At 73.4% G+C, this 15042-nt stretch carries 14 protein-coding genes; 10 read left to right on the top strand and 4 right to left on the bottom strand.

The features are described from left to right. Positions 1 to 716 precede the first annotated feature (716 nt). A complete protein-coding gene (locus ACJ7VY_RS15730) occupies positions 717 to 1727 on the bottom strand; it encodes a pteridine-dependent deoxygenase (protein ID WP_409476019.1) in 1011 nt (336 codons plus the stop codon). 200 nt (positions 1728 to 1927) lie between these two features. On the opposite strand from ACJ7VY_RS15730, the gene ACJ7VY_RS15725 reads away from it, so the two are divergent. Genes ACJ7VY_RS15725 through fabG form a run of 8 tightly spaced genes read left to right on the top strand, consistent with a single transcriptional unit; the run spans position 1928 to position 8370 of the window. Beyond that, positions 1928 to 2197, top strand: a complete 270-nt coding sequence (locus ACJ7VY_RS15725; protein WP_104940315.1) for a phosphopantetheine-binding protein — start codon at positions 1928 to 1930, stop codon at positions 2195 to 2197. A gap of 5 nt (positions 2198 to 2202) precedes the next feature. Next, positions 2203 to 2925: a ketosynthase gene (locus tag ACJ7VY_RS15720; RefSeq protein WP_409476018.1), complete on the top strand. Its 723-nt coding sequence runs from the start codon at positions 2203 to 2205 to the stop codon at positions 2923 to 2925. A gap of 50 nt (positions 2926 to 2975) precedes the next feature. Further along, the gene (locus tag ACJ7VY_RS15715) at positions 2976 to 3272 is read left to right on the top strand and encodes a hypothetical protein (protein ID WP_409476017.1); all 297 of its coding nucleotides are present in this window, start codon (positions 2976 to 2978) and stop codon (positions 3270 to 3272) included. After that, entirely contained in the window at positions 3269 to 4249 is a 981-nt protein-coding gene (locus tag ACJ7VY_RS15710; RefSeq protein ID WP_240212542.1) for an acyltransferase, read from the top strand. The genes ACJ7VY_RS15715 and ACJ7VY_RS15710 overlap by 4 nt, the downstream gene beginning before the upstream one ends. Then, positions 4191 to 4850, top strand: a complete 660-nt coding sequence (locus ACJ7VY_RS15705) for a LolA-related protein (protein ID WP_409476016.1) — start codon at positions 4191 to 4193, stop codon at positions 4848 to 4850. Before ACJ7VY_RS15710 ends, ACJ7VY_RS15705 begins: the two co-directional genes overlap by 59 nt. After that, positions 4847 to 7192 (top strand): MMPL family transporter, encoded by a 2346-nt coding sequence (locus tag ACJ7VY_RS15700; RefSeq protein WP_409476015.1) that lies wholly within the window; start codon positions 4847 to 4849, stop codon positions 7190 to 7192. The genes ACJ7VY_RS15705 and ACJ7VY_RS15700 overlap by 4 nt, the downstream gene beginning before the upstream one ends. Next, positions 7179 to 7613: a phosphotransferase gene (locus ACJ7VY_RS15695; protein ID WP_409476014.1), complete on the top strand. Its 435-nt coding sequence runs from the start codon at positions 7179 to 7181 to the stop codon at positions 7611 to 7613. Before ACJ7VY_RS15700 ends, ACJ7VY_RS15695 begins: the two co-directional genes overlap by 14 nt. 28 nt (positions 7614 to 7641) lie before the next feature. Beyond that, positions 7642 to 8370 (top strand): 3-oxoacyl-ACP reductase FabG, encoded by a 729-nt coding sequence (gene fabG / locus ACJ7VY_RS15690; RefSeq protein WP_313255262.1) that lies wholly within the window; start codon positions 7642 to 7644, stop codon positions 8368 to 8370. Positions 8371 to 8401: 31 nt separating this feature from the next. Here the strand turns inward: fabG and ACJ7VY_RS15685 are convergent, their stop codons facing one another. From ACJ7VY_RS15685 to ACJ7VY_RS15675, 3 genes are read right to left on the bottom strand one after another with little or no spacing between them, the layout of a single operon-like run. Beyond that, on the bottom strand, positions 8402 to 9202 hold the full coding sequence (locus tag ACJ7VY_RS15685) for a glycosyltransferase family 2 protein (RefSeq protein ID WP_409476013.1): 801 nt from the start codon (positions 9200 to 9202) through the stop codon (positions 8402 to 8404). After that, complete coding sequence (locus tag ACJ7VY_RS15680; RefSeq protein WP_240212537.1) at positions 9195 to 9983, bottom strand: beta-ketoacyl synthase chain length factor; 789 nt, start codon at positions 9981 to 9983, stop codon at positions 9195 to 9197. The genes ACJ7VY_RS15685 and ACJ7VY_RS15680 overlap by 8 nt, the downstream gene beginning before the upstream one ends. A 5-nt stretch (positions 9984 to 9988) precedes the next feature. Further along, positions 9989 to 11200, bottom strand: a complete 1212-nt coding sequence (locus ACJ7VY_RS15675; RefSeq protein WP_409476827.1) for a beta-ketoacyl-[acyl-carrier-protein] synthase family protein — start codon at positions 11198 to 11200, stop codon at positions 9989 to 9991. A 223-nt stretch (positions 11201 to 11423) separates the two neighbouring features. On the opposite strand from ACJ7VY_RS15675, the gene ACJ7VY_RS15670 reads away from it, so the two are divergent. Together ACJ7VY_RS15670 and ACJ7VY_RS15665 are read left to right on the top strand one after the other, a co-directional pair. Further along, the gene (locus ACJ7VY_RS15670; protein ID WP_104939915.1) at positions 11424 to 11699 is read left to right on the top strand and encodes a YcgL domain-containing protein; all 276 of its coding nucleotides are present in this window, start codon (positions 11424 to 11426) and stop codon (positions 11697 to 11699) included. Continuing rightward, positions 11692 to 15018 carry an ankyrin repeat domain-containing protein gene (locus tag ACJ7VY_RS15665; RefSeq protein ID WP_409476012.1) on the top strand — a complete coding sequence of 1109 codons (3327 nt, stop codon included), beginning with the start codon at positions 11692 to 11694 and terminating at the stop codon, positions 15016 to 15018. Before ACJ7VY_RS15670 ends, ACJ7VY_RS15665 begins: the two co-directional genes overlap by 8 nt. Positions 15019 to 15042: the final 24 nt, after the last annotated feature.

The raw sequence follows: 15042 nt of genomic DNA, 5'->3' as shown, positions 1-15042 counted from the left end.
GCCGCTGCCGTGATTTTGCCGTTGCTCCCCGCTTTTGACTTCCGTGTCCCCTTCCGGAGCGACGGAGCCGGCGGGAATAACCCGAAGGGCGACGCACATGGATGTGCGTCGTTTTTCGACGAGACAGGGATGTCTCGTCGAAAAATCCCGCCGGCGGAGTGGACCCACGGCACGCAGTGCCGTGGGCGCGGAGGCAGGGGCGTGCTTTCTCTTGGTTACTTCTCTTTGCACGAGCAAAGAGAAGTAACTCGCTCCTGCGAAGCAGGGGCGAAAGCTCTGCTTTCAAGCTTTCGCTTCTCGCTTTGCCTCTGGCTCGATCCACCGACTTTTTGGCCACCGCTTTGGTACGGGTGCTCGGATCTTCGCTCTTGGCGACCCAAGGGAAGCCAGAACAAGGGCAGAAACAGAATCAAAGGCTTTCGCTCCCCTTCGGGGCGCGAGCCACCTTTCTTTGCTCGTGCAAAGAAACGTGGCCCAAAGAAAGCACGCCCTGCCTACGCGCCCTCCGTGCCTGCGGCACTCCGGGTCCACTCCGCCGACGGGATTTTTCGACACGACATCCCTGTCGTGTCGAAAAACGACGTGCATCCATGCACGTCGCCCCTGCGGGGTCTTGTCCGTCGGCTCCGTCGCTACGGAAGGGGGACCCGGAAGTCAAAAGCCAGGCAAAAGCAAAATCACGGCAACGGCAACGGCAACGGCAACGGCAACGGCGGTCAGGCGCCGTGGACCCCGTCGATCTCCACCCGCAGGTCGCGCCGGCACACTTCGGCATGCAGCACGATGTACGCCACCTCCGGCGGCAGATGCCGCGCCAGCGCCTGCCGTATCGCCGGGATCTCCGCCGCGTCGCGCACGTACACCTTCAGCCGGCTGCCCGCGCCGAAATGCGCCGGCAGGGACGGCAGGCGCGCGCGCGCGGTGCCCACCAGCGCATCGAGATTGGCGAACGTCTCCTCCAGCTGCCGCAGCGTGTCCTCGCCGTGCAGGGTGGCGTGGCCGACCACGCTGGCGGTGCCCGACAGCAGCAGCGGCACGCTGCTGCCCGGTGCGGCCAGCATGCCGCGGGCGAAGCTGGGCGACTGCGGGCCGTACTGCCTCGGGTAGCGCCAGGCGCTGACCTGGCGCGGGTTCTCCAGCGGCGTGCCCGGCACGCGCGCGGCCAGCCAGTAGACCTGCAGCACGCGCACGCCGTCGAGGCGGCCGATGGCGGTGGCCGCCGGCAGGGTGCCGGGGTCGATGGTGCCGATGCCGCGTGCGCGGCCCACGCAGAACTGGCGGTAGCGCTCGTCGTCGCCCTCGCCCTCGGTGATCGCGTCCAGGTAGTTCCAGATCCGCAGCAGGTGCGGATAGCCCTGCCGGGGCAATGACGACAGCAGCCGGGCATAGGCGTGCGCGCCGGCTTCCAGGATGCCGCCGTGGCGGGCTTCGTCGATCTGCAGCGCGCCGAACATCAGCGCGCCGTCGCTGGCCCAGGCCAGGCCGTCGGCCTCGCGGCCGCTGTGCACCGTGCCGGCGCTGCGCCAGACCTCCAGCCGTGGTTCGCCTTCCGGTTGCAGGCCGACCTGCAGGTAGCGCGGGTCGTCGCTGGCCGGGGCGCTGTCGCCGGCCTGGAAGCCGAACACCGCCAGCACCCGGGGGTCGGCCAGCAGCGCGGGCAGCCGCGCCGGGTCGGCGTAGTCCACCTCCAGCCCGGCCGCGGGCGCGAAGCCGGATACCGCGTTCATCGCGCGCTCCGGCGACCAGGGCGGCCGGCAGCGCGGGCGGGCGGGGGAGCGGAAGCGGGGCAGGGGAGCAGGGACGTCATCGTGCGGGCGGATCGGTGCTGCAGAAACCGCCATGATACCGCGCGCGCGGTGAGGGCCATGGTTGCGCCGCGGGCGGTGATACCGGATCGTTGCGCATCAATCTCTTCATGGAAGTGGCAATGTCGCAACAAACCGAGGCCGAGCGCGAGCTGGCCGAACTGCTGGTCGAGAGCCTGAACCTGGAAGACGTGGACCCTGCGTCGATCGACCCGGAGGCGGCGCTGTTCAACGACGGACTGGGCCTGGATTCGATCGACGCGCTGGAGCTGGCGCTGGCCATCGGCAAGCGCTACGGCTTCCAGCTGCGTTCGGACAACGACGACAACCGCCGCATCTTCGCCTCGCTGCGCGCGCTGTCCGCGCACGTGCAGGCGCACCGCACCACCTGAACGCCATGAACCACGCCGGCCATGCGCCCGGCCCCGGGGCGGCCGCCCACCTGCTGCGGATCGCGTTGCTGCTGTCCTACCCGGTGCTGTCGCACGTGGCCAGCCTGCGCAGCGAGGGCGGCTGGGCGGCGCTGGCGCTGTTCGGGCTGGTGCTGCTGTGCCTGCTCGACGCACTCGGGCGGCGCCGGCCGCTGGCGTGGGCCGCGCTGCTGGCATCGGCGCTGCTGCTGGCCTGGCTGGGGCGCTCGCCGTGGGCGTGGATGCTGCTGCTGGCGCCACCGGTGGTGTTCCCGCTGCTGGTGGCCTGGGGCTTCGCGCGTTCGCTGCGGGCCGGCCGGGTGCCGTTGATCACCCGCATCGTGCAGGCGCTGCACGCGCGCGCCGGGGTGCCGGTGGAGCCACGGCTGCAACGCTATGCGCGGCGCCTGACCGCGGCCTGGGCGCTGCTGCTGGCGCTGCTGGCGGCGATCAACCTGGCGCTGGCGATGAGCGCGGTGCCCGACGGCCTGCTGGCCGCGTTCGGCCACCAGCCGCGCTGGCCGCTGAGCCATGCGCAATGGTCGTGGTGGGCGAACGTCGCCGATTGGGGCCTGATCGGCGGCTTCTTCGTCGCCGAGTACGCGCTGCGCTGCCGGTTGTTCCCGCACCGGCCGTACCGCAGCGCCGGCGAGTTCGTGCGCCAGATGGGGCAGCTGGGCCCGGCGTTCTGGCGCGACCTGCTGCGCTGAACCGGCGGGGCCGCGGGTATCCTGTGGCCCCCGCCGCCGCCCGCCCCGCCATGCAGTTCAGCATCCATCCCGACCATCCCTGCCTGCCCGGCCATTTCCCGGGGCGGCCGCTGGTGCCGGGCGTGGTGGTGCTGGAACAGGTCCTGCGCGCGGCCGAGGCCGTGGCCGGGGAACCGCTGGGCGCGCTGCGCCTGCCGCAGGTGAAGTTCATGGCGCCGCTGTTGCCCGGGCAGGTCGCGCGGATCGAACTGGACGGCGCAGCGCCGCACTGGAAGTTCCGGGTGTGGCGTGGCGACGAATTGCTTGCGCGCGGCGAACTGGTGGCCGGCGACGGACCGGCGGCATGAGCGATGCCGACTGGAAGCGCCGTCCCGAGGGCGGTGGCCGCGCCGCGGTCCGCCTGATCGCGGCCATCGCCCGCCACGGCGGGCGTGGCATCGCCCGGCTCTGCCTGTACCCGATCACCGGCTACTTCCTGCTGGTACGCGCCAGCGAGCGCCGCGCCTCGCGCGCCTACCTCGGCCGCGTGCTGGGCCGCCGCGCCCGGCTGCGCGACGTGGCGCGCCATATCCACACTTTCGCCGCGACCATTCTCGACCGGGTATTCCTGCTCGGCGGGCGCATGGACCTGTTCGATATCCGCACCGAAGGCACCGGCGAGCTGCTTGCGCAACTGGACGAAGGCCGCGGCGTGCTGTTGTTCGGCTCGCACCTGGGCAGCTTCGACGCGCTGCGCGCGCTGGGCCGGCAGCGGCCGGACCTGAAACTGCGCGTGCTGCTGGACCGCGGCCACAATGCCGCCATCACCGAACTGCTGGCCGAGCTCGACCCCGGCCTGGCCGCGGGCATCATCGATGCCGGGCAGGGCGGGCCGGCGGTGGTGCTTGCGATCCAGCAGGCACTGCAGGAAGGGGCCATGGTGGCGCTGCTGGTGGACCGCGCGCGGCCGGGCGAAACCGCGCTGGCCGCGCCGCTGCTGGGCGCGCCGGCACCGTTCCCGACCGCACCGTGGCTGATCGCCAGCGTACTCAAGGCACCGGTGATGCTGGCCTTCGGCCTGTACCGCGGCGGCAACCGCTACGATCTGCTGTTCGAGCCGTTCGCCACGGCGGTCGACGTACCCCGCGCGCAGCGGGCCGAGGCGCTGTCGGCGCTGGTTCACCGTTATGCCGGCAGGCTCGAACACCACCTGCGCGGCGCCCCCTGGAACTGGTTCAACTTCTATGATTTCTGGCATTCCCAAGCCTCACTCCCCGCGCCGCTGGATGGTGGCGGTGCTCCTGGCCGCGTGCAGCAGCGCGCCGGCGCTGGCGGCCGACGTTGATGCCGGCTGGATCCTGCGCCGGCTGGCGCAACCGGTGCCCAGCCAGACCGGCTTCGTGGAACTGCGCGGTTCGGCGCTGCTGAAGGAGCCGCTGCGGGTGGAAGGCCAGTACCGCCGCCCGGACCCGGCCACGCTGGTACGCGAAGTGCGCGTGCCCTACGCCGAAACCACCACCATCGCCGACGGCAAGGTCAGCATCGCCCGCGCCGGCAAGCCGCCGCGGGTGTTCTCGCTGCAGCGGGTGCCCGAGCTGTCGGACCTGCAGGCCAGCTTCGGTGCGCTGCTGTCCGGCGACCTGGCCGCGCTGGAGCAGGCCTATCGCCTGCAGGCATCGGGTACCGCGCAGCGCTGGCGACTGGTGCTCACGCCCAGGGCACCGGCGCTGGCGGCGCGGGTACGCGCGGTGACGCTGCGTGGGCGCGAGGGCGAGCTGCGCTGCATCGAAACACAACCGGCGCGGGGCGAACTGCAGCGCACCCTGCTGGGCGCCGCGGCCACGGCCGCCGACCGCGTGCGCCAGGCCGATGCGCTGGCCACGCTGTGCCATGACGGCGCGCACGATGGCGCTGCCGCGGCCGGCCTGGACGGGAGCCGGCGTTGAAGCTGACCCCGCGCCTGCGCATCGGCCTGGCGATCACCTGGTTGCTGCTGCTGGGCCTGCTCACCGCCTGGCTGAGCGGGCGCATGCAGGTCAGCGGCGACCTGCGCAAGTTCATGCCCGATGCGCGCACCCCGGCGCAGAAGCTGCTGCTCGACGAACTGGGCGAAGGCCCGGGCGCGCGGCTGCTGCTGCTGGCGCTGTCCGGTGCCGCGCCGGAGCAGCTCGCCGGGCAGTCGCGGCAACTGCAGCAGGCGCTGGCGGAAGACCCGCAGTTCGAGCTGGTCGCCAATGGCGGCCAGGCCGGGCTGGAGGCCTTCCCCGAGCGGCTGCTGCCCTATCGCTACCTGATCGACGCGTTGCCCGCCGATGCGTTCAGTGCCGATCGCCTGGGCGAGGAACTGCAGGCGCGGCTGCAGGACCTGGGCTCGCCGGCGGGGGCGCTGGTCGAGCCGCTGCTGCCGTCCGATCCCACGTTGCAGGTGCTGCGCGTGGCCGAGGCGCTGCAGCCGGCCAACGCACCGCAGCGCATCGACGAGGTCTGGTTCGACCGCAGCGGCCGCCAGGCGCTGCTGCTGGTGCAGACGCGCGCGGCCGGGTTCGACCCCGGCGCGCAGCAGCAGGCGGTGGACACCATCACGGCCGCGTTCGCGGGCATCGCCGGCGACAGCGGCAGCCGCCTGGAGATGAGCGGGCCGGGCGCGTTCTCGGTGAAGATCGGCAACCGCACCGCGCGCGAAGCCGGCACCATCGGCACCATCGACACGCTCGGCATGATCCTGCTGCTGTGGATCGCCTACCGCAGCTGGAAGATGCCGATCCTGGGCTTCCTGCCGCTGGCCAGCGCCGGCCTGGCCGGGCTGTCGGCGGTGGCGCTGGCCTTCGACGGCGTGCACGGCATCACCATCGCCTTCGGCTTCACCCTGATCGGCGTGGTGCAGGACTACCCGATCCATTTCTTCAGCCACCAGCGCCCGGGCCGCTCGCCATGGGACAACGTGCGCGCGCTGTGGCCGACCTTGGGCACCGGCGTGGTCGCCACCTGCATCGCCTATCTCACCTTCCTGTTCTCCGGGGTCGACGGGTTGAAGCAGTTGTCGGTGTTCACCATCACCGCGCTGGCCACCGCGGCGCTGGCCACCCGTTACCTGCTGCCGGCGCTGGTCGACCCGGCGACCCGCGATTTCGCCGATTCGGCAGCCCTGGCGCGGCTGTGGCGCCACACCCGGCGGCTGCCGCGCCCGCGCCGTTCGCTGGCGCTGCTGGCGGTGGCGGCGCTGGGGGTGCTGGTATGGGCGCCGGGGCCATTCTGGCAGAACGACCTGGGCAAGCTGACCCCGGTGGATCCGGCCGACCTGCAGCGCGATGCGCAGCTGCGCGGCGAACTCGGCGCGCCCGACGTGCGCTACGTGATCACCGTGCGCGGCGCCGACGCGCAGGTGGCGCTGGCCGCCAGCGAAGGCCTGCGGCCGGTGCTGCAGCAACTGGTCGCCGATGGCGCGCTGGACCGCTACGACATGGCCGCGCGCTACCTGCCCAGCGCCGCGCTGCAGCGCCAGCGCCAGCAGTTGTTGCCGGATGAAGCCACGCTGCGCGGCGCACTGGCCACCGCGGTGGCCGGGACCCCGTTCCGCGACGACGCGTTCGAGCCGTTCATCGCCGATGTGCAGCGCGCCCGCAGCGCGCCCGCGCTGCAGCCGCAGGACCTGCACGGCACGCCGCTGGCCACCGCGGTCGATGGCCTGCTGCTGCAGGGCCAGGGCCAGGGCCACGCCACCGCGCTGGTGTCGCTGAGCGGACTGCACGACGTGGCCGCGGTCGCCACCAGCGCGCGCCTGCATGGCGCCGAACTGCTGGACCTGAAGCATGCCTCCGAATCGCTGGTGGCCGAATACCGCGGCCGCGTGCTGATGGCGCTGGCGGTGGCGGTACTGCTGTTGTCGGCCACGGTGTGGGCGGCGCTGCGCTCGCCGCGCCGCGCGCTGCGGGTGCTGCTGCCGATGCTGCTGACCACGCTGGTGGTGCTGGCGCTGCTGCGCGCCAGCGGCGTCGAGCTGAACCTGTTCCACCTGATCGGGCTGATCCTCGCCGCCGGCCTGGGCCTGGACTACGGCCTGTTCTTCGAGCACGCCGGCGACAGCCACGCCGACCAGCTGCGCACCCTGCATGGCCTGCTGGTGTGCAGCGCGATGACGCTGCTGGTGTTCAGCCTGCTCGGGCTGTCCTCGATCCCGGTGCTGCGCGCGATCGGCAGCACCGTGGCGCTGGGCGTAGTGTGCAATTTCGTGCTGGCGCTGCTGGTCTCGCGCCACCCCTGGCAGGAGGCCGCCGATGCTGCGGCGTGAGGACATCCTGCCGCTGGTGCCGCACCAGGGCGACATGTGCCTGTGGGACGAAGTGCTGGCGTGGAGCGCCAGCGACATCGTCCTGCGCGCGCACAACCACCGCGATCCGGCGCACCCGCTGCGCAGCGACGGCCGGCTGCGCGCGGTCCACCTGTGCGAATACGGCGCGCAGGCGATGGCGGTGCACGGCGGCCTGCGCGCGCGCCAGCGCGGCGGCGCGGTGCTGCCCGGCGTGCTGGTGGCGCTGCGCGACGTGCGGCTGCATGTCGCGCGCATCGACGATCTCGATGGCGCCATCGAAGCGACCGCGCAGGTCCTGGCCGAGACCGGGGCCAGCCAGCAGTACGGGTTCCGGATCAGCCACGGCGGGCGGCTGCTGGCCGAAGGACGCGCGGCGGTGATGCTGCAGCCCGGACAATGAGCGCAACGACATGCAGGAAGAAATCGTGATGAATACGAAGCGACGCGCGCTGGTGACTGGTGGCAGCGGCGACCTGGGCGGGGCGATCTGCCGGCGCCTGGCCGCGGACGGCGCGCATGTGATCGTGCATGCCAACGGCAACCTGGCGCGCGCGCAGGCGGTGGCCGCGGAGATCGCCGCCGCCGGCGGCAGCGCGCAGCCGGTGGCGTTCGACGTGGCCGACGGCGAGGCCACCGCGGCGGCGCTGGAAGGCCTGCTGGCCGACGGCCCGATCCAGATCGTGGTCAACAACGCCGGGGTGCACGACGACGCGCCGATGGCCGGCATGGACGCGGCGCGCTGGCGGCGGGTGATCGACGTGTCGCTGCATGGCTTCTTCCACGTCACCCAGCCGCTGCTGCTGCCGATGGCGCGCACGCGCTGGGGTCGCATCGTCAGCGTCTCGTCGGTGGCGGCGGTGCTCGGCAACCGCGGCCAGACCAACTACGCCGCGGCCAAGGCGGCGTTGCACGGGGCCTCGAAGTCGCTGGCGCGGGAAATGGCCAGTCGCGGCATCAGCGTCAACGTCGTCGCCCCGGGGGTGATCGAAGGGCGGATGGCCGGCGATGCGTTTCCGCCGGAGCTGATCCGGCAGACCGTACCGGCCGCGCGCGCGGGCCGCCCGGAGGAAGTGGCGGCACTGGTGGCGTTCCTGTGCAGTGACGACGCCGGTTACATCAACGGCCAGGTGATCGGCATCAACGGCGGCATGGGCTGAGCCGCGCGCAGGCGCAGCCGCTGGACCGGCTTCACCGCGGCGGCGCTTGCCCGCCCGCGCCGTCGTCGATCAGTGGCGGGTTGGCGCGGATGCGGCGGTGGACCCTGCGCACGTCGCCATGGCGCAGCGCCAGCCGCACGATGTGCACGGTGATCCGGGTCAGGTCGCGCAGCGGGCGGAAGTGGCTCGGGCGGAAGCACTCGTCGCGGTCGGCGCTGCGGTAGCGCGATTCGATCGGCACCGACACGCAGCGCGTACCGAGCTGCCGCGCCGCCGAGATCAGCAGCTGCGCCTCGAACACGAAATCCTCGCCGGGAATGTCGCGCATGGCGATCACCGCGGCCGGGTAGAAACGCTGGCCGCTCTGGCTGTCGGCCACCTGGTAGTGCGTACCCCAGGCCACGCCCCAGTCGCCGAATTCGTTGGCCAGGCGCCGCAGCAGCGGCTGCGAGGCGCGCTTGCGCAGCCGCGCGCCGATGACGATGCAGCCGGGGTGGCGGTTGGCGCAGGCCAGCAGCCGCGGCAGGTCGGCGGCCGCGTGCTGGCCGTCGCCGTCCATGGTCAGCACCCCGCGCAGGCCGCGCCGCACGGCTTCGGCGAAGCCGCTGCGCAGCGCCTGGCCCTTGCCGCTGCGCCGCGCATGGCGCAGCACGGTGACCGGCAGGTCGGCGATGCAGTCCACGGTCCCGTCGTCGGAGCCGTCGTCGACCACGATCACGTGCGGGCAGAACGCAAGCGCGCCGCTCACGACCTCGCGGATGCGCAGCGCTTCGTTCAGGGCGGGGATCACCACCGCCACGTCATCCGGGCCCAGCATGCGTTGCTCAGCCATGGCCGATCCCGACCTGCAGCCATTGCTCCGGCCCGGCCGGCAGCAGCACCTGGGGGCGCTCCAGCGCCAGCGCTTCGAGCAGCGGCAGCGCCGGCTGCATCGCGTTGCCGGCCAGCAGCCGCGTCAACGGCCCGGGCGCGTCGGCACTGCCGTCGCCGCTGCCGGTGGCCATCGCTACGCGCAGCGTCGGCAGCCCGGCGCAGGGGCTGTTCGACAGCACCAGGGCGACGCCCAGCAGGCCCTCGCTGGGGGCCATTTCGCCGAGCGGGCCACAGGCCGGGCCGTCGTAGGCGACCAGCAGCACCGCCTCGCTGCCGGCGGCCAGCTGCGCCATCGCTTCGATCAGGCCCTGCGCGAAACTGCCGCGACCGGCGCTGATCGCGGTGGCCGGCACATGCGCGCCGGTGCCGATCGTCCAGTAGCCGGCGGCGGCGTTGTGCACCGAGTTGTGGAAGCGGGTGGGCGACACCGCGCGCGGGTCGCTGGCCAGCGTGGTGCACATGTAGTCGCTGATCGACATTTCGCCATGGGTGGACGCGAACACCGACGGCAGCGTCGCTGCCTCGCGCCCGGCCGCCTCGCAGGCGGCGAGTGCGGCTTCCAGCGCCACCGCCACCGTGGCCGGCGCGCGGCGGCGCTCGTTGGCGGCCAGCAGCAGCGGGGCCGGGCGCGCCGGCACCTGCGCTGGATGCACGCCGCCCCGCGCCCAGGCGCACGCCGCGTCCCAGTCGGGCAGCCCGCTGCCCCAGAATCCGATGCCTTCGACGACCGCCTCGCGCATGCGCCTCATCCCACCTTGCTGAATACCAGCGAGCAGTTGTTGCCGCCGAAGCCGAAAGAGTTGTTCATCGCGTGGCGGATATCCACCCGCGCATTGTCGAACCGGATCTGCGGTCCGCAGGCCGGGTCGGGAACCGTGCTGTTGAGCGTGCCCGGCAGCAGCCCGTCGGACAAGGCCAGCAGCGCGAACACCGACTCGACGATGCCGGCCGCGCCCAGGGTGTGGCCGGTCCAGCCCTTGGTCGAGCTGGCATGCAGCGACGGTGGGAACAGCGCCGCCACCGCGGCGGCCTCGATGCCGTCGTTGGCCGGGGTCGAGGTGCCGTGCAGGTTGAGGTAGCCCAGCTGCGCGGGCTCGAGCCCGGCGCTGTGCAGCGCCTGGCGCATCGCCAGGCGCGCGCCCAGCCCCTGCGGATGCGGTGCCGACATGTGGTGGGCGTCGCTGGATTCGCCGTAGCCGCCCAGCTGCAGCGCGGTCTCCGGGCCGGCGCCGGCGCGTTCCAGCACCGCATAGCCGCCGGCCTCGCCCAGCGACAGCCCGCTGCGGCGCGCGTCGAACGGCTGGCAGGGCGCCGTGGCGACCAACTGCAGCGAATGGAAACCGAACAGCACGCTGCCGCACAGGGTATCGACGCCGCCGACCAGGGCCGCATCGGCGAAACCGGCATGGATCAGCCGCGCGGCCTGCGCGAACACCTTGGCGCTCGACGAGCAGGCGGTGGCCACGGTCACGCACGGGCCGCCGAGCCCGGTGGCGGCGCGGACGAAGTCGCCGAGCGCGTGCGGGGTGTGGATGCGCGGGCGCTGCAGCTCCGGCGGGAAATGCGCCACGCCCGCTTCATCGGTGTGCAGCCGCGCATATGCCGCTTCGGTGGCGCCGATGGCCGAGGTGGAGGTGCCCATCACCACCGCCACGCGGTGCGCGCCGTGGCGGGCGACAACCGCGGCCACCGCGTCGAGCAGGCCGTCCTGCTGCAGCGCCAGCCATGCCAGCGCGTTGTTGCGGCAGTCGAAGCCGGCCAGCGCCGGCGGCAGCGTCACGTCCTCCACGCCGTCGACGCGGCCGATCCAGCAGTCCAGCGGGTCGTTGCCGAAGTCGTTGCGGCGCAGGCCGCTGCGACCGTGCGCCAGCGCCTGGCGCTGCGCATCCAGTCCCGCGCCCAGCGCGGTGGTGGCGCTGTGCGCGAGGATGTTCAGTGGGAGCAGGCGCGGTGGCATTGCGGCGGTCACGCGGTCTTCCGGACATGGGGCGGGGCGCGAGTATATCGGGGTGCCCGTCCACCGTACGGCGTCCCGCCAGGGTGATGGCGTGCGCATTTCTTGATGAAAATGAATGAAGCTCCGGCAAAGCCGCGGACGGCTGCGTACGGCAATGCCTTTCACCGGCGTCGGGTTTCCGACACAATCTCCTGCATTCCCAAGCAGGGCAACGCCCGCGGGCATGCAAGCCTACGTCTACAAAAGCCAACGCAAGCCGGACACCTACGTCTACCTTGCCAAGCGCGACGACTTCGACGCGATCCCGGCCACGCTCGGCGCCACCCTGGCACCGTTCGCGTTCGTGCTGGAAGTCGCGCTGACCCCGGAACGGCGGCTGGCCCAGGCCGACGCCGCGCTCGTGCGCGCCAACCTGGCCACGCACGGCTTCCACCTGCAGCTGCCGCCGCAGCCCCTGGCGCCGGTGAAGATCGCCCGCATCGACGGCCGCGATGACTGACGCCCGCCGCAGCCGTGCCCTCGGCGCGCTGGCGCTCGGCGGGTTGCTCGCGCTCGCCACCGCGCTCGGTGGCCTGCCGGCCGCCGTGTGCGGCCTGCTGGCGCAGCCGGCGTTCGCGCTGGCGGTGTCGTGGTGGCGGCGCACGCGCGCCACCGCGCCGCTGGCCGCGCTGCCGCGGCATGACCTGCCGGGGCTGCTTGTGGTCTGGGCCGCGGGCACCGGGCTGCTGGCGCTGCTGGTGTCCTGGCCATTGGCGGCGCTGCACGACAGCGGCAGCCTGCAGGCGGTGCTGGCACTGTGCGTGGCGCTGAGCATCGCGGTGGCGGCGCTGTGGCGCACCTGGCCGCTGTGGCAGGCGCTGGAGCGCGAAGGCGGCACCCTGCGCGCGCAGGCCCAGGCGTTGTCCGCGCGCGCCATGGATTCCTGGCACGGCGTCGGCGCGGCGCTGCTGCTGTGCCTGCTGTGCGCGGCGGTGGTGGCGCCGGCCTGGCCGGGTCTGCTCGGCGACGGCCTGCGCTGGCCGCTGGCCATCGCCACCGCGCTCCTTTCGCCGGTGCTGCACGCTGCGCTGCAGGCGTTGCCCGCCGCGCCAGCGGCCGCGCCGGCGATGGTGGCGCCGGCGTTCGATCCGTTCGCCGAGGCCCTGGCCGAACCGGCGCCGCTGGAGCTGATGGCGCAGCACGAATGGGTGCCGCAGCTGTACGAGGCCGCGCGTGCCGGACGCGTGGACCGCGCCCTGCAGCTGCTCGACGCCGGCGCCGATCCGCATGCGCCGCCGCCGGCTGATTCGCGCGACCAGCGCAGCCTGGTGGTGCTGGCCGCGGTGCTGCCCGACCTGCGCCTGCTGCGCGCGCTGATCGGCCGCGGCGTGGACGTGAACCTGGCCCATCGCGGCATGACCCCGCTGCTGGCGGCCACCCGCGACAGCTGGCACGGGCGTCCCGAGGCGGTGATGACCCTGCTGGCCAACGGCGCCGATCCGCGCGCCACCGACGCCGATGGCAACACCCCGCTGCACCATGCCGCGCGCAGTTCCGACCCCGGCGTGGCCGCACTGCTGCGCGATGCCGCGGCTGAAATCGACGCGCTCAACCACGACGGTCACAGTCCGCTGGCGGTGGCCTGCCAGGCCGGCAACTGGCGGCTGGCGCGGTTCCTGCTCGAGCGCGGCGCCAAGGTGGAGCCCGCCGACGGCGTGCCGGTCCTCATTCCCGCCGCGGCCACCGAAGACGACGATGCCGCTGGCGTGCAGCTGCTGCTCAAGCACAAGGCACGGCTGGACGCGCGCGACCGCCGCCGCCGCAGCGCCCTGCACGAGGCCGCCGCGGCCGGCCATGGCGACATCGTCGATGCGCTGCTCGCGGCCGGCGCCAATGTCGAACCGCGCGATGCCGCCGGCCGCACGCCGTGGCTGGACGCTGCCGCGCATGGCCATGCCGGCGTGCTCGAGCGCCTGCTCGCGCACAAGCCCGATGTCACCGCGGTCGATGGCGAGGGCTGCAACGCGGTGCTGCTGGCCTGCCGCGCGGAGAACGTGACCGCGGCGCTGGTGCGGCGCCTGCTGGACCTGGGCATCGCCGCCGATGCGGTCGCCGCCGACGGCCGCCGCGCCATCGACCACGCGGCCGCGGCCGGGCGCTGGAGCATCGTCTCGCTGCTGGACCCGGCCTATCCGCTGCCCGCCGCGGTCAGCGACGCGCTGGCCGGCGCCGACGCCGGCGATGGCGCCGCCGCGGCGCCGCCGCTCAACGACCGCCCGCCGCTGGTGCTGCTGCGCGAGGCGCTGGCCTTCGGCAACACCGAGGGCATGGCGCCGCTGGCGCGGCTGTGTTCGGCGCGCGAGCTGGGCACCCTGCTGCACGCCGTGGAACTGGCGCTGCAGCCGCGCGTGGTCGACTGGCTGCTGGCCCACGGTGCCGATGCCGAAGTACTCGACGCCTGCGGCGACACGCCGATGTTCGCGTTGCTGGCGCGCGGGGTGGATGCCATCCCGACGCTGCAGGTGCTGCTGCGGCACGGCGTTTCGCCTGCCGGGCGCGGTGGGCTGGGGCGCCTGCTGGCCGCCTGCGTGCAGCACGACCAGGGCTCGCGCGGTACCGAACAGTTCGTACTGGAGCTGCTGGAGCGCGGCGCCGATCCGTTCGGCGGTTCGCCTGCCGGCGATCCGCCGCTGGCGCTGGCGGTACGCCTGGGCTGGTTGAAGGTGCAGCACTGGCTGCTGGTGCACGGCGCCGACCGCGAAGCGCGCGACAGCCACGGCATGACCGCGCTGCACCTGGCCACCGCGCTGGCACGCGAGGCGTCGCTGAAGCAGCTGGTGATGCAGGGCGCCTCGCCGGACGCGCGCGCCGCAGACGGGCAGACGCCGCTCGGCGTGGCCCTGTCCAGCGGTCGCCGCGACCTGGCCGACTGGCTGGACTGGCGTGGCTGGCCGCTGCCGCTGCGGCCGCTGCGCGAAGCCGACGTGCCGGCCGCGGCGATGGCCGGCGATGCCGACGCCGTGCGCCGGCTGATCGAACTGGGCCTGCCGGTGGATGCGGTCGATGCGCAGGGCTGCACCGGCCTGCTGCGCGCGGCCGGTGGCGGCCACGTCGCCACCGTGGACCTGCTGCTGGCGCGCGGCGCCGATCCGCAGCATGCGGCCGCCAGCGGCGCCACGCCGCTGTCGGCGGCGGTGAGCATGCGCCAGGCGGCCATCGTCACCGCCCTGCTCGACGCCGGCGCGCGCATCGACCACCGCCTGCCGGGCGGCGTCACCGTGCTGATGCTGGCTGCCGCGCTCGGCTTGCCCGACATCGCCGCCAAACTGCTGACCGCAGGCGCCGACGTGCACGCCGGCGATGACCAGCAGCTGGCGCCGCTGCACTGCGCCGCGCTCTACGGGTTCACCGCGCGCGACCGCACCCGGCTGCTGGCGCTGCTCGACACCCTGCTGCTGGCCGGCGCCGAGCCGGACCAGGCTTCGGCCGGTACGGTCACCCCGCTGCTGCTGCTGCTGGGCGCGCGCGCCGAGCCGGGCACCGCCTGTGACGAGCAGGTGGTGCTGGCCGCGGTCGAGCGCCTGCTCGATGAAGAAGTGGCGCTGGACGTGCGTGATCCGCGCGGCTTCGGCCCGCTGCACCTGGCCGCGCTGCATGGCCTGCCGTTGCTGGTGCAGCGCCTGCTGCGCGCCGGCGCCGACCCCGATCTGCGTGATGCGCTAGGCCGCAGCCCGCGCGAGATCGCGGTCATGCGCGGCTTCATCGATGTCGCCGGCGAGTTCGAGCCGGCGGTGCCGGGGGTGTCCTCGATGGCCCGGTTCCTGCGCGACCGCGGCTGAGCGCGGCCCGCCCGCGACCCTGGC

Source organism: Stenotrophomonas sp. Y-13 (genome assembly GCF_046267925.1).
GTDB lineage: Bacteria > Pseudomonadota > Gammaproteobacteria > Xanthomonadales > Xanthomonadaceae > Stenotrophomonas > Stenotrophomonas acidaminiphila_A.
This window is presented reverse-complemented; position numbering and strand designations above follow the sequence as displayed.